Here is an 18474-nt window from a genome sequence, read left to right on the forward strand (position 1 = left end):
GTGTAGCACCCGGGTCATTTTCCGGTTCGTACAAATGCCAGGAATTCTGCCCGGGTATTTTCATTCTGGAATTTTCCGGAATAGCTGGAAGTAACCGTACTACTCTGCACATCCTTAATACCTCTTGCGGCCACACATAAATGATCTGCGTCCACAATAACGGCCACATCGTTGTGCCCCAGTGCGGCCTTCAACCCGTTTGCGATCTGGATGGTCAGCCGCTCCTGCACCTGGGGCCGTTTGGCGTAATACTGTACCAGGCGGTTGATCTTGGAAAGACCGATCACCTGCGTTGCGGGAATATAGGCTACATGCGCCTTTCCGATGATCGGTACAAAATGATGCTCACAGCAGGAATACAGGGTGATATCTTTTTCGATGAGCATCCGGTGGTACCCGTATTTATTTTCAAAGAGACTGATGCGGGGTTTACTTACCGGGTTCAAACCGCTAAAGAGTTCCTTCACAAACATCTTTGCCACCCGTGCCGGGGTTCCGCTCAGGCTGTCATCGTTAAGATCCAAACCCAGTGTTTGCAGGATCTGTGCGAAATGGTATTCAATATCGCGGATCTTCTCTGCATCATTTTTTTCAAAGGCATCCGGACGAAGCGGTGTATCCGGGAAAAAAGTTTCTGCATCGCGGTTAATAAGCGCTTCCATTATATGTGGTTCCATTAAATGTGTTGATTGTTTTCATAACGCCTGCAACGATGGCATCGCAGTAAACAAGGTTAAACTCAAAAATTTCGGAGGGTGCGTACCGTTTCTCAATTTCGTTCCGAAGCATTGCCTTTGCCCGGTTCAGCCGCACTTTTACATTGGCTTCGCTGATATCCAGCAAACGGCCGGTTTCTGTTACCGTTAAACCGTTTATTTCGCGCAGCGAAAATACCATACGGTAATCGAAGGGGATGTTGGAAAGCGCTTCTTCGATGATCTTCCCCAGTTCCCTGTTTTGAACAATGTTGCCTGTTGCATTATCGGAGCCTGTAAACATGGGTGTTGACTGATCATTTATGCTCATTACAATTTCATTTTTAAACCCGGCCTTGTTTTTCTTCCGGTAGCAGTTATTCAACATGATCCGGATGATCCAGGTCTTAAAATCCGACCGGCCTTCAAACTGCACCAGGTTTTTATACGCATCAATAAAGGTTTCCTGCATCAGGTCCTGCGTATCTTCATGATGATAGTTATAGGACCGCCCGGTTTTATAGAGACAGGGATTGTACCGCCGGATGAGGATCTCATAAAGCGCCGTTTCCCCTTCCAAAACCCGGTTGATGATTTCTATATCCGTGAACCGCTCAAATGAAGTCATATTATTGTTTGCCCGATGAAAAGATACCGGCCATTTTGGCCATTGAAAATGCTCCGATTGCCATTACCAGGTCCCGCACCGCTACATCCGGGTAATAAAATCCCACCAGTAATGTTACCGCTATTGCCGTAAGCCAGGCCGCAACGATATACCCCCCCACCGCAGCTTTTCGAAATACGATAATGCCTGCAACGATTTCAATAACGCCTACGATCTTCATGAAGACCGGCGCCGGCAGCGGCAGTAATTGTGCCAGGAACGGGTTGATGTAGTGCTCCCAGTTGGTAAGCACGTTGGTAAACTTATCGAATCCTGCAACAATAGGAACGATACCGAATGTAAGTCGCAACAGTTCGAAGACATGCTTTAACGACTGTACTGCATTTGTTGTTTCCATTTCCTTATTTTTTGTTGTTTACCTTATTAGAGTCAACATCGCATCAAAAGGTTACAAAAGAAACGGTCATTTATAAATGCAGACAGGGTTCTGCCTTCGTACACACGCTGTCATCCGGCGCTCTTATAAATATAGGTATTTTTTCCAGGGTTTGAAACCGGGGAAGCGGCCGGCATCGGCATTGCTGCAATGCCGGTACAACATTTTGCATGCATTGATCGGAAACTCGCCGGTGTTATCGTATTTTTACGCCTATGAGCAACGAATTAACTGAATCGAAATCTTTGCCGGTACTGGATAGTGAAGAGATCCGTGTGCTGGGTGCCCTGATGGAAAAATCAAAGGCAACGCCGGAGTATTATCCCATGACCTTAAACGGCCTGACTGCCGCCTGTAATCAAAAAACGGCGCGTTACCCAGTAGTGAATTACGATGAGCAAACCGTTAACCTGATCCTGGACCGGTTGAAGCGGAAAAACCTGGCCGCAACCGTTACGGGGGGCAGCAGCCGGGTGATCAAATACCGGCATACCATTGCACTCAATTATCAGTTTACCCCCGACGAACTGGCGGTATTGTGCCTGCTCTTTCTGAGAGGACCGCTCACACCCGGGGAGATCAACAGCAGCTCCGGCCGATTGTATGAGTTTGACGACCTGGCGGAAGTACAGGTGGTACTGGAAAAACTATCGACCTCGGCCACACCTTATGTGCAGCAGCTTTCCCGGCAACCGGGACAAAAAGAGGCCCGCTATATGCACTTATTTGCCCATGAAGACGTGCTGGAGGCTTACGTTACGGAGCCTGCCGGAATGCCTTCTGCAACGCCCTCCAACAGCCATATTGAAGAACGGTTGCAGGTGGTGGAACAGGAACTGGCTGCATTAAAAGAAGCATTTGAAAAATTGATGAAGGAGTGGACCGGATAACCGGTTACGTTCCTGCATACACCGAAACGAACAGGGCAATCGTTATTAATTGCATTATGATTCCATCGTAACATTGTTGAAGTAGCATACCGGTCACCCTGTTGAATCATCCGGACGCCTGACCACGTTACGTGTAATGGAATAACATCTTGCCATCAACGCCGCCTGCGGATGCTGTAGGCACCGCCCGCCGACTGAAAACTTAGTGTATTTTTTCCCGTCGTCACCGTGTACCGGGTAGTTTTATTCCTTTTTTGATCCCGGACCTCCCATTGGCCTGCGGCCAGACCGGTGAGCAGCACCTGGTACGCCGATCCTGGCGGAATACGGATTGAAAAGTCCTTCCCGATCAATTCCGGGGTATTGCTTACGCTTACCACGCGGTCACCCACTACGATAACCGAGCTGGCCGCTGTTTCATAATAATCCACAGCCAACGGGCGGGCCTCGCCCTCCATTACCTGCAACACGTTCAGGAACCGCTGCCGCCGGTTCTTATTTACCGGTGAAATCATTACCCGGTGTGCCCGGGCCTCGGGCAGTACGGTTGGCGGAGGTTGATACGTATGATCAAACACCTCATGGGTATTTTCACCACTCAGTACTTTTAGTGTGCGTTCCCCCGCTTTTGGCAACAAGGTCGTGACCAGTGTTTTTCCTACAACACCATTCGCCCAGTTCTGAAGTACCAGGTTGCCATGGACCACTTCCGGCTGATGCAGCGTGTTTACCTGCCAGATCTTTTCTGTGCCCGCCTGCGCAGTGGTCATATCATCCGCCAGTATCACTACTGCCGGTACATCCGGCCGCTGCATATTCAGGAAGCAGAACGCCCGGGTATACCGTTCCATTTTTTTACTATACGCACTGGTTAAATCGGCCTGGAAATAACTGAAGGCGGGCGTTTGTTTTGATGGGCCAAAATCTGCCGAGCGCACTTCACCGTTCCTGAACAGGGAGTCTGTTTGTACTTCCACCGGTGTTTTAGGAAACCGTTGGTTAAAACGGGTTCCCCCGTCATTGGCCTCCGTTGCGCCAAACTTTTCACCGGGCTCCACGGCCAGCATCATACTGTGCGCCACCGAACGTTTATTAAAATTAAAATCGTAGGGCGTACCATAAAAGGCATACACACCAATGTCTCCCAATTGCAATCCCCGGTAATACAGCTGGAGCGCACCGGCATCTGAATGCTGATGGTTGGCAAAGTGATATCCGCCGCCTTTTATTTCGGCAATCACATCCCTGCTATCTGCTCCCATATTCCATCCCGTACGGGCAATCATACCGCCCAGTACACGACCAAAGTCGATCGTAAGGGGAAGGGATTGCAGATTGTTTTCCGGCTTCAACGCCGGATCATTCAGCAATAAAAAGAGTACAGGGTTATCCGGCAAACCACCTTCCCGCATAAAAGCATCTTTCAGTACCGGGTCTGCAGCGTAAGCATAATTCAGCAAGGCCGTAAACGTACCCTTCCAGTAATATGGACGGTCCGGCGCTCCGGCAGCCACTCCGTCTCCATCGCGCAATAGTTGTCCATCCGGCAGTCGCATATATTGCCAGTACCGGCGAACGTTCTGAATGTTGGCATCAAAAACCCGCTGCCCGCTCATGCGGTACAGCAGCCAGGCCGCATGCATATCCCAGCGGAAGCGGTAATCGCCGTAAAGGATACCCTGGTTATGCCGCGGCGACTGGTATTCAAATGCGCGCATGGGTACCAGCTGTTCCAGCACCGTGTATGCACAATACCGGTACGGCAGCGGATCTTCATCATACACCGCAATACTCATAGAAAGCAGGTCCCTGCAGAGCTGCGCTTCATTTCCATGTCCGTTTACAATACTCTGCAAAAACGGAGGCCAGCCACATTCCATATCATCAGCCAGCCGGAACAGGTGCCTGCAAAGAATATTTCTTTCTTCGGGTGTCAGCAGATCATAACACCAGTCATATACCAGCGAAGCGGTATAGATGGCACGGCCGATTTCGCGTGTTACATCCAGCAGGTTGCCGAATTCCACATGCGAAAGATAATCCGTCATCAAACGGACGGCCGCCCTTCCGGTTTTTACATCGCCCGTCATTAAACTGTAGAAGGCTTTTGTTTCTGCAGCGGCTTCCAGCGCCGTATTGAACGGCAATTCTGCCTCCGGGTCAAACCGGAATTCGAAAGGAGTCAACGCTTTTTTCTTCACCTGCTCCCAGGCCAGGCGATGCTCTTCCGCATCCAGGTTCTTTTTGATTATGGGAAGCGATTGCCGGTTCACCCAAAGACGCGGATGCCCGGAAGGTGGCAGCACTTTCGGATGATAGTTCCGGGCGCCGAGGGGTACCGCCGGAGGCGTATAGGCGGAAAACTCAATATACTCCAGGCGCACGCCCTCCGGAAGCCATATTTTTATTTCATCGGTAGCCGCAATATCAAATTTCCCGGTTTCCTGCCGCAGCACGTTCCAGGGAACATATACCACCCGGTTGGTTGCGCGGTTGTTCCCAATCTGCAATCTCAGGAATAACGACTCATATTTGGTTTTAGCGTTCTTCAGCAACGCGGCACCCTTTTCGTCGGTTACCGCAAATGTGAACATCCGGTACCGGCTGGCCCTGGGCAGCTTTACGGCATACACAAGATCCGGCGTTGTACGGTTGCCCTTTATAGCTGCGGCAACCCCCTGTTTCAATGCCACGGCTTTTTTGCTGGTCAAACGGCTGTCCGACACTACTTCTGCTGTATTGGAATTGATCTGCGCGGTTGCCGCCTCAAACCGGTAAATGCCGGGAGCCTCTTTGGCTTGTGTTCCTGGTTGCATTCCATGTGCTATATGAAATGGAGCGAGCACCATGAAGATAGCCATACACACGATAAAATGCTGGTAAGGATTGCTGCTGGTTTGCATCTGCTATATGTTGTAAGTCAACGATAGTTTTGTATTTTAGTTATCCGTTTCCCTGGATATGTATCCTTCAAAGATGCACATAAAAGTAACAGGATGTACGATTTGATGCTGATCTTTTCAATCATAAAAAATGAAGACCGCATATATTTCCTTAAGCTTTCAAAACAGGCCGCTGCTTACACCGGTGCTGGCAGCCATTTCCGAAGCACTGTATCATGCAGGGATGAGTCCTTTTGTATTTGTAGACCATTATACTTTTAACACATCCCAGGAGCGAGCCATGATGGCACAGGCCATGAAGGATATTGAACGCTGCGATCTGCTGATTGCGGAAACTTCAGACAAGGCTATCGGCATCGGCGTGGAAGCCGGCTATGCAAAAGCCAAAGGGAAGCCGGTTATTTATCTAAGACAGGATGATGCAGCGCACTCAACCACAGTTGCCGGCATCAGTGATTTTCAGCTCATTTATACAAGCCCCGCAGACCTGAAGCAAAAGCTCGAACAACTGCTGGACCGTATATCTCCCGACTTGCCGCCGGTATCTTAATCCGCCAGTTGCCAGTGTTTGTATTGCGGTTAAGATACGATCCCTATAGCATACATTAACAGCAACAGCAAAAGCCCTTATAGCAATTCATCACGTTAAATCATCAATTCAATGCAGATGAAGGTTTCTGCATTTTACAGCGGTGATAGTTTTGTGTTCTAAACAATCCATCATGTATCGAACTATCTTATTTACCCTGATGACCTTTTCAAGCTTACTGGGTGCTTGTGAAAAAGACAAAACCAATAGCTCCGGCGCCTATGGCGATGGCCCCAGAACACCCGTCCCTGCTGCATTACAGGGTGGCTGGATGTATGGGAACTTTTCCACCACAGAGTATTGGAATCAGAATCCTTCCGAATATATCGGCAATGGTTTCGAATTGGCCATTGCATTTAAATTCAACGCCAACGGCACTTATGAGCAGTACTTTACTTCTAAAACGGTAGCGGGCGGCATTGCCACCTATCACCAGTCGTTTACCAAAGGAACCGTAGAAATCAACGAAGCCAATAAAACCCTGATCACCCATGCCTATTCGGCCCATTATAAACAAACCAAAAACGGGAAGACCACGGAGGACAGGGACCTGGCAGCAAAAGAGATCACCAAAACCACGCAATACACGTATGATCCGGGAACAGAGCCCAATGGCACCAAGGTGATCCGTCTTAAAATGAACGGTACTACCGATCCGCTTTCATTCCTGCTGAAATTTTAACCATAATCGTTTACGTTGGGTTCAGGTTTAACGTTCAACGTTTCAGGTTGCGCCCCGTTCCATACCTGGTGTGATCGTTTCATTTTCAAATGCTCAAAACCTGATCTCGTAACTAAGACTAACAAACGCCGCTATTGAGCGCATCCCTGTTTTTATAAATCACAATCAATGAAAAGAATTTATTTTTCCGAACGCCTGCGGATCCTTTTGCTGCTGCTGGGGTTTATACTCCTCATTGCAGTATCCTGTAAAAAAATGTCCCTGAATTCCGGAACCGATGAGGATCCTTATATCCCTGAAGCAGGCAACAGCACCGGGCAAATAACACCCACCGGAGAAGCGCTGGAAACAGCCCTAACCGCCACGATCGGCCCTGCCGGCGGCACCCTGCAATCTGCAGACGGCCAGCTGCGCATCATCATACCTCAGGGAGCGGTTGCATCCGAAAGGACATTCAGCATCCAGCGGATCACCAATACCAATATTGCCGGTACCGGCCAGGCGTATCGCTTATTACCGCATGGTGTTCAATTTTCAAAACCGGTTACACTTTCGTTTGTATATGACACGCTTCTTTTTGAAGGCACAGTCCCGGAAGCCGTAGGTATTGCCTACCAGGATGAAAAAGGCATCTGGTGGGGACAGGGCGCTGTAAAAGATGCAACCGCAAAAACACTATCCGTTAGCACCACTCATTTCAGCGACTGGAGCCTGTTTGAGGCATTCACGCTCTACCCGGTATCAGGCGCAGTAAACCTGGCGCAAGCACTGGACCTGAATGTATACAATAACATGTCGGATGAACTCGCGGTGCCTCCCGTTCCTGGTATGCCCCGCCCTATCGGGCCGCAGCAGGATGTAACGGCACAGTATATTAAAGAGTGGAAACTGGGCGGCGCCGGCACGCTGATACCGAGCGGTTCAGCAGCCGTTTATACAGCCCCCGCAAGCATGCCGGCACGTAACCCGGTGGCCGTTTCTGTAGCGTTGAAGGGTCCGGATGCAACACAATACCTATTGGTATCCAATATTTATATTGGTCCCGAAGGGGTAACTTTCCGGATTGACAACGGCCCATGGCTACATGGTACTATTCCACTGGGTGTTGTACTGGCACAGGGCATACACAACCTGGATGCCGCTGTTGTATCTTCCGGCAGCAATGGTCCGGCGGATGCCGCCTTTAGTTTGAAATGGCGGGGGTATCCATCTGGTGGTCATCTCAACTGGGGTGACTCCATACCCTGGTTCCTTTACCAGCCACCGGGCAATACGGCCTACCAGCAGTTTATTGTGGCCGGCAAGGTCATTACACCCAGCGCAGGAGGCATTGATTTCAGCAGGTATACGGAGACCCCGGGAGGTATAATTGCAGGCAGCTTCACCCTGGAAAGAGCCGGAAAACGCGTGTTAACAGGTACCAGCGCCACCTGGACACCCGTTAAAATAGAAGGCTATTTCCGCACAAAACGAGTGGCGCCATTGTAAGCAACGCAGAATTCCAGTGCGCTCTCCTGGCCGGTAACCGGATTATAATGGATTGCCCGCAGGCCGTTTTCAACGCACGGGCGATAACCGACAGTAACAGTTCCCCGCAACCGGAGTATCAACCAGAGGCCGTATTCAAACATCATAACTTCCCTTCAGGAAATGTGCCGTATGATGTTTGACCACGGCCTCTTTATTATCCGCATCGAGTTTATGAAGGCGCTAGCGAACGGCAGCTGGCTTTAATGCCGATGCTGCCAGCAACAGCCAACAGGTGCCCATATTTGTTCATTGCCCATCTGCTAAAAACGAATCGTCAACACATTGAAAAAAATATGCGCCTGTTTATAATACACCGGTCAATGAATTGTGGTAACATCACCCAGGGGATTCTATGCCCCAGGGCTTTTGCGGCACATCAATATTGCAGTTTTCCAGGTACTTCCTTTGTGGTAACTTTGAGGTTCATAACGATGTGATTTGTCATCTTGAAACCTAGCCGATAAAATATGCAACAAGCCTTAAACAAAACCATGTTCCTGGTGCTGCTCTTGTTTACGCTGGCACTGGGAGCACAGCCGGCCATTGACCTGAGCGGTCTTAAGAAAAACGGAGCCCGGGTGCACACCGATAAAAGTTATATTACGATCCAGTGGCCGGCGGGGAAATCCGGCATGGCAAAAATGATCCTGAACCGCGACCCGACACGCCCGCTCTTCAACAGCATACAGGTAGGTAATGCAAATACATTTACAGAAGTAGTGAAGGACCTCGATCCTGTTTTTATCCTGCGGGAAGGCAAGCGAACCCTGAGCCCTTCGAGCGGTGGCTGGGATGTTTTTTTTGACAAAGTGCCTACCCGGCCGTATACCACGAGTTTGATGGCCTTCACCAACCGCCATGGTTCGGTAGCCAGCGATGGATCACGGACCATTGTAAAGATCGGAACACTAAAAGCGGCTTCCTTTTCCGGTCATTTAGAGATCACCATTTACAATGGAAGTGCACTGTTTAATATTGCCGCGGTGATTTCCACGGCAAAGGATTCAACTGCCATTTTATATGATGCTGGGCTGGTTCATAAAAAGGATATCTGGAAGGCCATTGCCTGGACCGATGTAAATGACCGGATGCAATACCGGGAAACCGGCTTGCAGGATACCGCGCAAAACCTGGAAGTAAAATACCGGACGATTATTGGTCACACCGCTACCGGCAGTTGTGCCGTATTTCCTGCACCGCATCAGTATTTTTATCCGCTTGATGAAGCCTTTAATTTAAAATTCACCTGGGAGGGCCGCAACTATTTAAACATGGTGCCGGGTTTCGGAATCGGTATCCGGCAGGATCCGATGGGTGACCGCCGTTATGTACCCTGGTTTAATGCACCACCCGGCACTTTTCAACGACTTAACTTTTTTTGCCTGGTAAGCGCAGACCGGCCCGCAGCCACGTTGGATGCCGTAAAGCAGTTTACCAACAATGATCGTTTTGTTGCCCTGCCTGGTTATAAAACCATGGCCAGCCATTTTCACAACGAATTCATTACACAGGTGGCGTTGAGCGGAAAGCCGGTTCCGGAAAAACCGGAATTCAAAACAGTATTAAAAGGCGCCGGGATCGATATTGTAAAGCTGGCCGAATTTCATGGTGTAGGCCATCCCAAAGGGCCGGATTCCGTCCGGCTCAGGGAACTGCATGCATTGTTTGAGCAAACAAAGCGGCTTTCAGACACCGGTTTCCTGCTGCTTCCCGGTGAAGAGGTCAATAATTTTTATGGAGGTCACTGGCTGGCATTGTTCCCCAAACCGGTGTACTGGATCATGTCAAAAAAACCAGGCACGCCGTTTCTTTCCAAAGACCCGTTATATGGTGATGTATATCATGTGAGCAGCAAAGAAGAAATGCTTCATCTCCTGGAGCAGGAGCAGGGCCTTGCCTGGGTAGCCCATGCCCGCACCAAAGCATCAACAGGGTACCCGGATCAATACCGCGAAGCAGACTTTTTTAAATCGGGCACCTACCTGGGCGCTGCCTGGAAGGCAATACCCGCCGACCTTTCATGGGTAACCCTCAGCAAGCGGGTCCTTCATCTTATGGACGACATGGCCAACTGGGGATTGAAAAAATACGTATTGGGCGAGTCCGACATTTTTACCATTACCCAGCAAAACGAGATGTATGCACATCTGAACGTTAATTATCTTCAACTAAAAAAACTTCCCCGGTATGATGAGGGTTGGCAACCTGTTCTGGATGCCTTGCGCAACGGGCGCTTTTTTGTATCCACCGGTGAAGTACTCATCCCGGCCTTTAGCATTAACGGAAAGCAAGCCGGTGATACGTTAACACCGGCAGCATCGGGTAAGGCAACAATTACCATCCAGCTTAGCTGGACCTTCCCGCTCCGGCACGCGGAAATCGTTTCGGGGGATGGGAAACAGGTTTTTCGCACCCCTGTCCCCTTAAACCATACCCTGCCCTTTGGCAAACAAACCTTCCGCTGGCCGGTAGCGCTTGGTAACCGGAAATGGGTACGCGTGGAAGTATGGGATGTTGCGGCCAACGGTGCCTTTACGCAGCCTGTGTGGCTGCAATAGAACAAAGACCCCGTGCATCACCCCAGCGTTACAATGAGCCGGACCCACAAAAAGCGAGGCACTACCTGCCCGTTTGGCGAATGACCCGGAACAGGTTTTTAAACGTGGTAATGTTTGCCGACGCACCATCGGAATAGGGCTTGCGGCCATAATAGGCCCGGATAAACTCTCCGGTACTGATCCATGTTGTTTCGAGTACCCCCTGCATACGGCCTGCAAGCGTTTGGGCAAATTCCGCCCGGGTACCATCTTTACGGGCTGCATAGATCTGTTCCAGCTGTGCCAGGGCCGATGCTGTATCTGCGCAGGCGCTGGCCAGTACATCAAAGCCTTTGATGGCAAAATACGCCGGTGTGGGCGGGGCATTTTCGTATTTCCAATCCGTGATCATGATATCCTTCGGGATCATGTCTATAGCCCGGTGTGTATTGTTCATACTTGCCTGCCATCCCAGCAGGTTGGTAGTTTTTCCATCGATCAGGCGATCGCTCCACATCCACATGCGGCATTTTTTTTCCTCCAGGTGGGCATGTAATTTCCGGATGTATTCCGCCAGGATCTCGGCCTTATCCCGTCCGCCGCAGCGGGGGCATTTATCATAGCCAATGATCCAGGCTTCATCCAGTCCTACATGAAAGTCGGCAGCACCACACACGTCAATCAGTTCATCCATCAGCGGAAAAATAATCTTTAACAGATCCGGATGTGCCGGGCAGAGGCTTTTATGATAAAAGTCGTACCAGTTCCCATACTTCCAGGGTACGGGTGGATTCAGGTCCGGCGATTCGTCGAACTGCGGATATTTTGCCAGCAACGGTAGCAGCTCGGTTTGTTCCGACTGATGGCCCAGCAGGTTCATCATGGGCACCAGCCGGATACCTGCATCCTTACAGGCCCGTACGATCTGCTGCATTTCGGCTTTTGACAGCGCACCTGTTGCAGCAAGCTCAGGATGCGATTCAAACTGGTACCACCATTCAATCCGCAATGCCAATGTGTTAACCCCTTCCGCCGGCAGGGCCTCTCTTATAAAACGGCAGAGCAGTTCCACATCCGCCCGCTGCGGTATATTCAGCATCAGTCCTCTTACAGGCAGTTGCTTCCAGGGAAAATCCTTATACGTTTGGGCAATGGCCCTGCATCCTAAAAGCAGGCCTGCATTCAGGATGCAGGCCACTATTAATAAACGTTTTATTTTTTTCATTACGATCCTTACTCGGTTATAATTTTCCGTACCCGCTGGTTATTGCGATCCAGTACATACACCACCCCATTTTTATCAACAGCCACACCCGTGGGTGCATAGAACAATGCGGCACTGCCCGTGCCATCGGCAAAACCGGCAGTACCTCCGCCGATATAAGTGCTTACCTCCCAGGTACCGGCTGCTATGCGGCGGATACATTGGTTGCTGTTGCTGCCCGATCCGTCCCAGGTACCGTTGCCGGCTATATAAAGGTTATTCGCTTTGTCTACCGTAATGGCCCAGGGAAGCTCAAATTTTGCAGTAGTACCCGCTCCGTTCACCAGGCCTGTAACGCCCGGCTGACCGGCGATCAGCGTGGGTTCCCAGGTATCCGCATTCAGCTTCCAGATCACCGATTTTCCATGTTCCACCACATAGAGGTTGCCCTGCTGATCGACCGTTACATCCGAAGGGTAATTAAATCCTTTTGCAATGTCTTTTGTGCTGCCGTCAGGATTTACCTGTACAATAGCACCGGAAGAAGTATTGGCGTAATATACCATGCCGTTGCGTTTATCAATACCCAGCCCCCAGGCCTCACCCCAGCAAATCCTCGTAGTGGTTCCGTCTGGTGTGATCCGGCGTACCGTCCAGGCTTCCGGATCGGATACATAAATATTACCGCTGGTTGGATCGGCAACCACATCAAACGGCAGGTAGAACTCGGCTTCCTCACCTTTACCTTCCTTATATCCATAATTACCATTACCAGCAACGGATGTAACCGTTCCATCCGGAGCAATTTTGCGCACGCGCCGGTTACCGGCATCCGCTACAAACAGATTCCCGTTGGCATCCACATCCAGTCCGCAGCGTGCATTAAAGTTGAAGGAAGCCAGCCGTCCAACACCATCGGCAAACCCGGCAGTACCGGTGCCTGCCAGTGTAGATACCACCGAAGAAGGCAGGTAATTAAACGCTGTTTTGCTGGCTACGGAGCGGCCATTAATGGTAACCTCTATTTTTCCGCTGCCTGCTTTCTGCGGAATCACGATCAGGATGCGGTCTTCCACAACGCCCTCCACATAAGCCTTTACACCATTTACCGTTACACTTACCTCATCGAGCCGTTTACTGAAATTGGTTCCATAAAGCAATACTTCCGTGCCGGCACCTCCGGATGCGGGGGTAAATTGATCAACTGTAATAGGCGTATTACCGTTATGCTCAAATGTTTTTTCTTTTTTACAGGCGGCAGCCATTATGATCAGCCATACTACCAGGCCTTTTATAATCGGTTTCATATCTATTATTTTTGGTTCAATAAAATTACCAGCCGGGGTTCTGCTTAAATTCCGGATTACGTCCGCTTACCTTATCAATTTCGGCCTGCGGTATGGGCAACCAGTAATTTTTACCGGCATCAAATACCCGCTTTTCAAGCACGGGGTATGTATAAGTGGTATTACCGGAACCGCTTACCGCCACTCCATGTACGTCTTTATTATCGGTTACTGCTGCAATCTTCCAGCGGCGTACATCCCAGAACCGGTGGTCTTCCAAAGCCAGCTCAATCCTGCGCTCGTGCCGGATCGCCTCGCGCAGCCCATCCTGCGCACTGCCGTTATAGTCGGGCATACCTACCCGGCGGCGCACGGCGTTGAGTGCATTGCGGCTTTCCACGGTGGCTGCGCCGGCTTCATTGAGCGCTTCGGCATAGTTCAGGTACAGCTCTGCCGTACGGATCAATACCCATTTGCGGTCGGCTGCGCCGGTATTGGTAAACAGGTTCACCGATTCCAGCAGGAATTTACGCGGCCAGTAGTTAGCAGATATTTGTCCGGACCGGGGCACATCGGCTCCGTTCGGATCCAGCGTGCGCCCCTTCCAGGTAGCTCCCGGATACAGGATGGTAGCGTAAAAACGGGCGTCCCTGCCTTCATACGGCTTTTGTGGATTATATCCTGAAGCCGCATCTTTAATGGATAAGCCGGTCTGTTTCATTTCATAATCATCCACTAATTCCTGCAGCGGGTTGATATTGCCATACCCGTTCGATCCCCGGGGATTCATTTCCTGGTCGATACCGCCGTCTCGGTAGGCACCGGGTGCCGGACGGCTCCAGATCACTTCCCGGTTCAGGTACTGGGTAAAGATCTCGCCATAGTTGCTGTGCAATGTATACCCGTTACTTAAAGCAGAATCCAGGGCCACTTTTCCGGCCAGGGCCGCCTGCGTCCAGCGGTTGCGGTCGCTGGCCGGGTTAAACAGCGGGCTTGCATAAAACAATAATATCCGGCTGCGTAAGGCCAGTACCACCATCTTTGAAACGCGCCCCCAGTTTGCCGGCCGCTCTGCATAGGTAAGCGGCAACAGGTTCTCGGCTTCCTGCAGATCTTTAAGAATACTGGCCGTAACCTCATCGATCGTATTGCGTTTATAAAAGATATTATCGGGATTTTCAAAAGGGTTCTCTTCTTTCAGAATCAGCGGTACGCCGCCCCAGCGGATCATCAGTTCAAAATAATAAAAGGCACGCAGCGTCAGCGCTTCCCCGCGGAGGCGGTTACGACGTTCGGGATAGTTTACATCCTCCGGCACCAGCTCAAAATTTCCCAGGAAGATATTGCAGGCCCGTATCTTGGCATAAAAGCCGCTCCACTGATCCGCCAGCGGAAAATTAGAAGGGCTCATTGCCCCGGTATTAAAATTGCCGGCATCCGGATAGGAAACCGAATTGTCGGCCGCCTGGTTGGTTTCATCCGTAGCGCTGCTCAGCATCCAGGGAGATGCCGGTTTAAAAATATTGGGCAGGTTGTCGTAGATCACATTTACAAACTTCTCTGCATTTTCAATATTGTTGAATACCTCTTTGCCGGTGATCAGATCGCTGGGTTTGCGATCCAGGTAGTTTTTGCTGCAGGCTGCTCCCAGCAGCAACACCGTAAACAAAAGGAAGTTTTTTATGAATGTCATTTTCATTGTTATCAATTAACTCAGGAATTAAAAATTGATGGTAACGCCCGCATTGTAGATGCGCATAATGGGATACGGCTGCCAGCCCCAGCGGCCGCCGGTATTCGATTCCGGATCGATGCCCAGGTCTTTTACATTATCCCAGGAGATGAGGTTCATACCGTTTACATAGATACGGGCCGTTTTGATACCTACGCGGCTCAGCCAGTATCGTGGCAGCTGGTAACCGATCTCCATATTCTTTAGTTTTATGTAATCTGTTTTACGTACCCAGTAAGTGGAACTGATAAAGTTATTGGCCATATTGCTCTCCGACAGGTGCAGGGCCGGGAACGTAGCATTGGCGGCGTTTTCCGGCGTCCATCGGTCGAGGTGAATGGGCCGGTAACTGCCCCGGTAATTAAAGATCAGCTGGGAGGAATACATCTGCCGTCCGCCCAGTGCGCCCTGAAACAGTACACTAATGTCGAAGCCTTTATAGTTAATACCGAAACTGGCACCAAAATAACTGGTAGGTACATTGAGCATGGGGATCATTACCCGGTCGGCCTCGTTGATAATGTTGTTGCCGTCGATGTCTTTATACTTGATGTCGCCGGGAATCACCGGCGCAAAATTCTGTACCGGGCTGCTGGCTATTTCCTCCTTACTTTGAAACAGGCCCTCTGCAATATACCCCAGGTCGTACCCTATGGGACGCCCTACGATGCTTTGATACGGATAGGCCAGTTTGGGCTCATCCATTTCCAGTATCTTATTTTTTACATACTGGTAATTGATTTTTGTAAAAGCACCTACCCCGCCAATGCGGGTATTCAGGTTCGCTTCCACTTCAAATCCCCGGTTCACAATACGCCCCAGGTTGCGGTTCAGCGCCGCAGTAATACCCAGGTAAGAGGGTACGGACCCGGCGTAGGTAAGAATATCCGTGCGCATTTCCCGGAACAGGTCGGCATTGATTTTCAGCCGGTCCTTAAAAAAACCGGTTTCAAATCCCAGGTTGGTCTTGGCTGCTTTTTCCCAGGTGATGGCCGTGTTACCGATCCGGTTCTCTACATAGCCTTCATTCCAGCTGCCGGGATTGCCAAAGGTAAAGCCGCCGCCGCGGGCATAATCAGAAATATAGAGCCAGCGTCCGCTACCCACCATATCGTTACCCACATAACCATGGGAGAAACGCATCTTCAAAAAACTAAGGGCGCCGCCACTGTGCATGAACGGCTCATTGGTAATGACCCAGGCCCCGGACAGGGCAGGGAAAAAACCGTACCGTTTGCCGGGAGGAAAATTCTCCGATCCGTTGTACCCGGCGTTAAACTCCAGGTAATATTTTTTATCATAGTTATACGCCACCCGGCCCACATAGCCCTGGTATACACGCGGCAGATCGCCCAGCTGTGAGCGGTAATTACGGTTGAACAGCAGCAGGCTGCTCCAGCTGTGTTTTCCAAAATCACGGTCGTACATCAGCTTCAGATCGTAATAATAATACCGCTGCCCGCTGGCAAAACCGGAGCGTTGTAAACTGGTGGCAATGCGATGCTGCGTGTAAGTACCTGTACCGGTACCGGGTATACTTTTATAACGGTACGAGTCGAAGTTCTGGTCCAGTGCAAAATTGATGTCGCCATAATTTTCAAACGTAAACAACCCTTTTATTTTCAGCCCCGGCGTAATAAAATCCAGCTTGCGTGAGAGCGCAACACTTCCGTTAGTACTATGCCAGTACGCATCCAGGTAACCATTATGCGTAAGGATTCCGTAAGGGTTGGAAAAATCTTCCCGCATATTGCCGGAAGCAATGCTGCCGTTTGGATTGAGTACCGGGGTAAGATTGTTGGTCATCTGCGACAGCAATACCCAGAAGAATTCAAAACTTGCCCTGTCCTGTGAGGGCGTGGTGCGGTTCTCCAGGCGCGAAGCCAGGTCCACCTGCAGATCGGTATGCTTATCCAGTGTTACATCTACATTCGACCGGAAATTAAATCGGTCGTATTTATATTTTACTCCGTAAACATTTTCATCCGTCCGGTTATATAGCGGCTCCTGCCGCAGGTAAGAACCCGATACAAAATATTTTACGTAAGGTGATCCCCCGCTGATATTAAAGTTGGCTGTTTTTTGCGGCGAGCGGTCGCGGATGAGTACCTTATACCAATCCACATCCGGATAGTCGTAGGGCTTTAGCCCGGTGCGAAAGTACTCCAGCTCCTGCTCCGTCCATACCGGCAACAGGCCGTCATTGCGGGCCGCTTCGTTCTGAAGTTTCCCGGTTTCATAAGAGTTGAGAAAACGCGGAAAATTGGTGGGTTGCTGCTGGGCATACTGGAAATTGGCCTGTATGTTGGGCGGTCCGTTGATCCCCCTCCGGGTGGTTACAAGGATGATGCCGTTGGCCCCCTGGATACCGTAAAGCGCGGTAGAAGAAGCATCTTTCAGGATGGATACGGATTCAATTTCGTTGGCATCCAGTTGCCCCAGGTTGGCATCGCCGCGCGGCAATCCATCAATCACGATCAACGGGTTAGTGGCCCCGATGGTGTTAATGCCCCTGATAAACAACTGGGAATAATCATCGCCCGGGCGACCCGAACGTTGTACGGTGATGAGTCCTGGCAACCGTCCGGCCAGTGCATTGGTAAGATTGGCCACAGGACTTTGTTTCAGCTCCTTTGTCTGAATACTGGATACAGCACCGGTAACGCTTTGCCGGGTTTGTTTCTGCCCGTAGGCCATTACCACCACTTCTCCCATGGCTGTTTCCGCCAGTTGCAGCACCACGCTGAGTGGTTGCCCGTTCTCTACCCGTAGCTCCTGGGCCAGGTACCCTATTGCAGACACACGGATGGTTGCCGGCAATCTTTTGGCACTCAGCCGGAACTGTCCCTCAGCATCGGTCATTGTAGAGCTACCTTCCCCGTTGAGTACCTGTACGGTTACATTGGCCAGCCCTTTTTGCAAGGAATCGGTGACCCGCCCGTTGATCTCGCTCCGGATGGAAGTTGGGACCGGTGCAACCGGCGGCGCGGTGCCGGCAGGTTTCTTCTTAATGATCACCATTTTGTTCTTCAGCTGATAGGTCAGCGGCAGCCCACTGAGCAGCTCCTTTAAAGCGGCCTCCAGCGACAGCCCCTGGATATTGGCTTCAGCTACCTTCAGCCCCCGCACATCTTCAACCCGGTAAATAAAATCGGCATTGCTTTGTTTCTGCAACGTGTAAAACACTTCCGTAAGCAGCAGGTTGCGCCCTTTTACCGACACTGTTTGTGCATTACCGGAACTATGTACCAGCAGCAGCATCCACATCCATAACACCGGAAGACCCCGGAAAACAATCGTTGGCGCCCATCGTTTACGAGCCGGGCGGCCCATTTTTCTTATACGCATTTTTTATCGTTGGT

The 18474-nt window shown here is 50.5% G+C and carries 13 protein-coding genes; 5 read left to right on the forward strand and 8 right to left on the reverse strand.

Annotation, left to right across the window (positions count from 1 at the left end; genetic code table 11):
* Positions 1–14: 14 nt before the first annotated feature.
* The 3 genes from folE to LQ567_RS24410 are packed head-to-tail and all read right to left on the reverse strand — an operon-like array spanning position 15 to position 1720.
* Positions 15–677 (reverse strand): GTP cyclohydrolase I FolE, encoded by a 663-nt coding sequence (gene folE / locus LQ567_RS24400; RefSeq protein WP_231008534.1) that lies wholly within the window; start codon positions 675–677, stop codon positions 15–17.
* The gene (locus LQ567_RS24405) at positions 646–1323 is read right to left on the reverse strand and encodes a sigma-70 family RNA polymerase sigma factor (RefSeq protein WP_231008535.1); all 678 of its coding nucleotides are present in this window, start codon (positions 1321–1323) and stop codon (positions 646–648) included. Before LQ567_RS24405 ends, folE begins: the two co-directional genes overlap by 32 nt.
* A gap of 1 nt (position 1324) precedes the next feature.
* Positions 1325–1720 (reverse strand): hypothetical protein, encoded by a 396-nt coding sequence (locus LQ567_RS24410; protein WP_231008536.1) that lies wholly within the window; start codon positions 1718–1720, stop codon positions 1325–1327.
* A 254-nt stretch (positions 1721–1974) separates the two neighbouring features.
* Here LQ567_RS24410 and LQ567_RS24415 point away from each other — a divergent pair, with 254 nt between their 5' ends.
* Positions 1975–2649: a YceH family protein gene (locus tag LQ567_RS24415; RefSeq protein WP_231008537.1), complete on the forward strand. Its 675-nt coding sequence runs from the start codon at positions 1975–1977 to the stop codon at positions 2647–2649.
* A 155-nt stretch (positions 2650–2804) separates the two neighbouring features.
* Here the strand turns inward: LQ567_RS24415 and LQ567_RS24420 are convergent, their stop codons facing one another.
* Positions 2805–5552, reverse strand: coding sequence for a hypothetical protein (locus LQ567_RS24420; RefSeq protein ID WP_231008538.1), 2748 nt, complete (start codon positions 5550–5552; stop codon positions 2805–2807).
* A 130-nt stretch (positions 5553–5682) separates the two neighbouring features.
* On the opposite strand from LQ567_RS24420, the gene LQ567_RS24425 reads away from it, so the two are divergent.
* The 4 genes from LQ567_RS24425 (at position 5683) to LQ567_RS24440 (ending at position 10911) form a co-directional block, all read left to right on the forward strand.
* A complete protein-coding gene (locus LQ567_RS24425; protein WP_231008539.1) occupies positions 5683–6102 on the forward strand; it encodes a nucleoside 2-deoxyribosyltransferase in 420 nt (139 codons plus the stop codon).
* A 172-nt stretch (positions 6103–6274) separates the two neighbouring features.
* Entirely contained in the window at positions 6275–6823 is a 549-nt protein-coding gene (locus LQ567_RS24430) for a hypothetical protein (protein WP_231008540.1), read from the forward strand.
* Positions 6824–6991: 168 nt separating this feature from the next.
* Positions 6992–8311 (forward strand): hypothetical protein, encoded by a 1320-nt coding sequence (locus LQ567_RS24435; RefSeq protein ID WP_231008541.1) that lies wholly within the window; start codon positions 6992–6994, stop codon positions 8309–8311.
* Positions 8312–8820: 509 nt separating this feature from the next.
* Positions 8821–10911 carry a CehA/McbA family metallohydrolase domain-containing protein gene (locus LQ567_RS24440; RefSeq protein WP_231008542.1) on the forward strand — a complete coding sequence of 697 codons (2091 nt, stop codon included), beginning with the start codon at positions 8821–8823 and terminating at the stop codon, positions 10909–10911.
* A 61-nt stretch (positions 10912–10972) separates the two neighbouring features.
* On the opposite strand, the gene LQ567_RS24445 is transcribed toward LQ567_RS24440, so the two are convergent.
* From LQ567_RS24445 to LQ567_RS24460, 4 genes are read right to left on the reverse strand one after another with little or no spacing between them, the layout of a single operon-like run.
* A complete protein-coding gene (locus tag LQ567_RS24445) occupies positions 10973–12115 on the reverse strand; it encodes a family 20 glycosylhydrolase (protein WP_231008543.1) in 1143 nt (380 codons plus the stop codon).
* An 8-nt stretch (positions 12116–12123) separates the two neighbouring features.
* Positions 12124–13401: an IPT/TIG domain-containing protein gene (locus LQ567_RS24450; protein ID WP_231008544.1), complete on the reverse strand. Its 1278-nt coding sequence runs from the start codon at positions 13399–13401 to the stop codon at positions 12124–12126.
* Positions 13402–13426: 25 nt separating this feature from the next.
* A complete protein-coding gene (locus LQ567_RS24455; protein WP_231008545.1) occupies positions 13427–15079 on the reverse strand; it encodes a RagB/SusD family nutrient uptake outer membrane protein in 1653 nt (550 codons plus the stop codon).
* 21 nt (positions 15080–15100) lie between these two features.
* On the reverse strand, positions 15101–18460 hold the full coding sequence (locus LQ567_RS24460) for a TonB-dependent receptor (RefSeq protein WP_231008546.1): 3360 nt from the start codon (positions 18458–18460) through the stop codon (positions 15101–15103).
* Between the last annotated feature and the right edge of the window lie 14 nt (positions 18461–18474).

The organism is Niabella pedocola (assembly GCF_021044425.1).
GTDB classification, from domain to species: domain Bacteria; phylum Bacteroidota; class Bacteroidia; order Chitinophagales; family Chitinophagaceae; genus Niabella; species Niabella pedocola.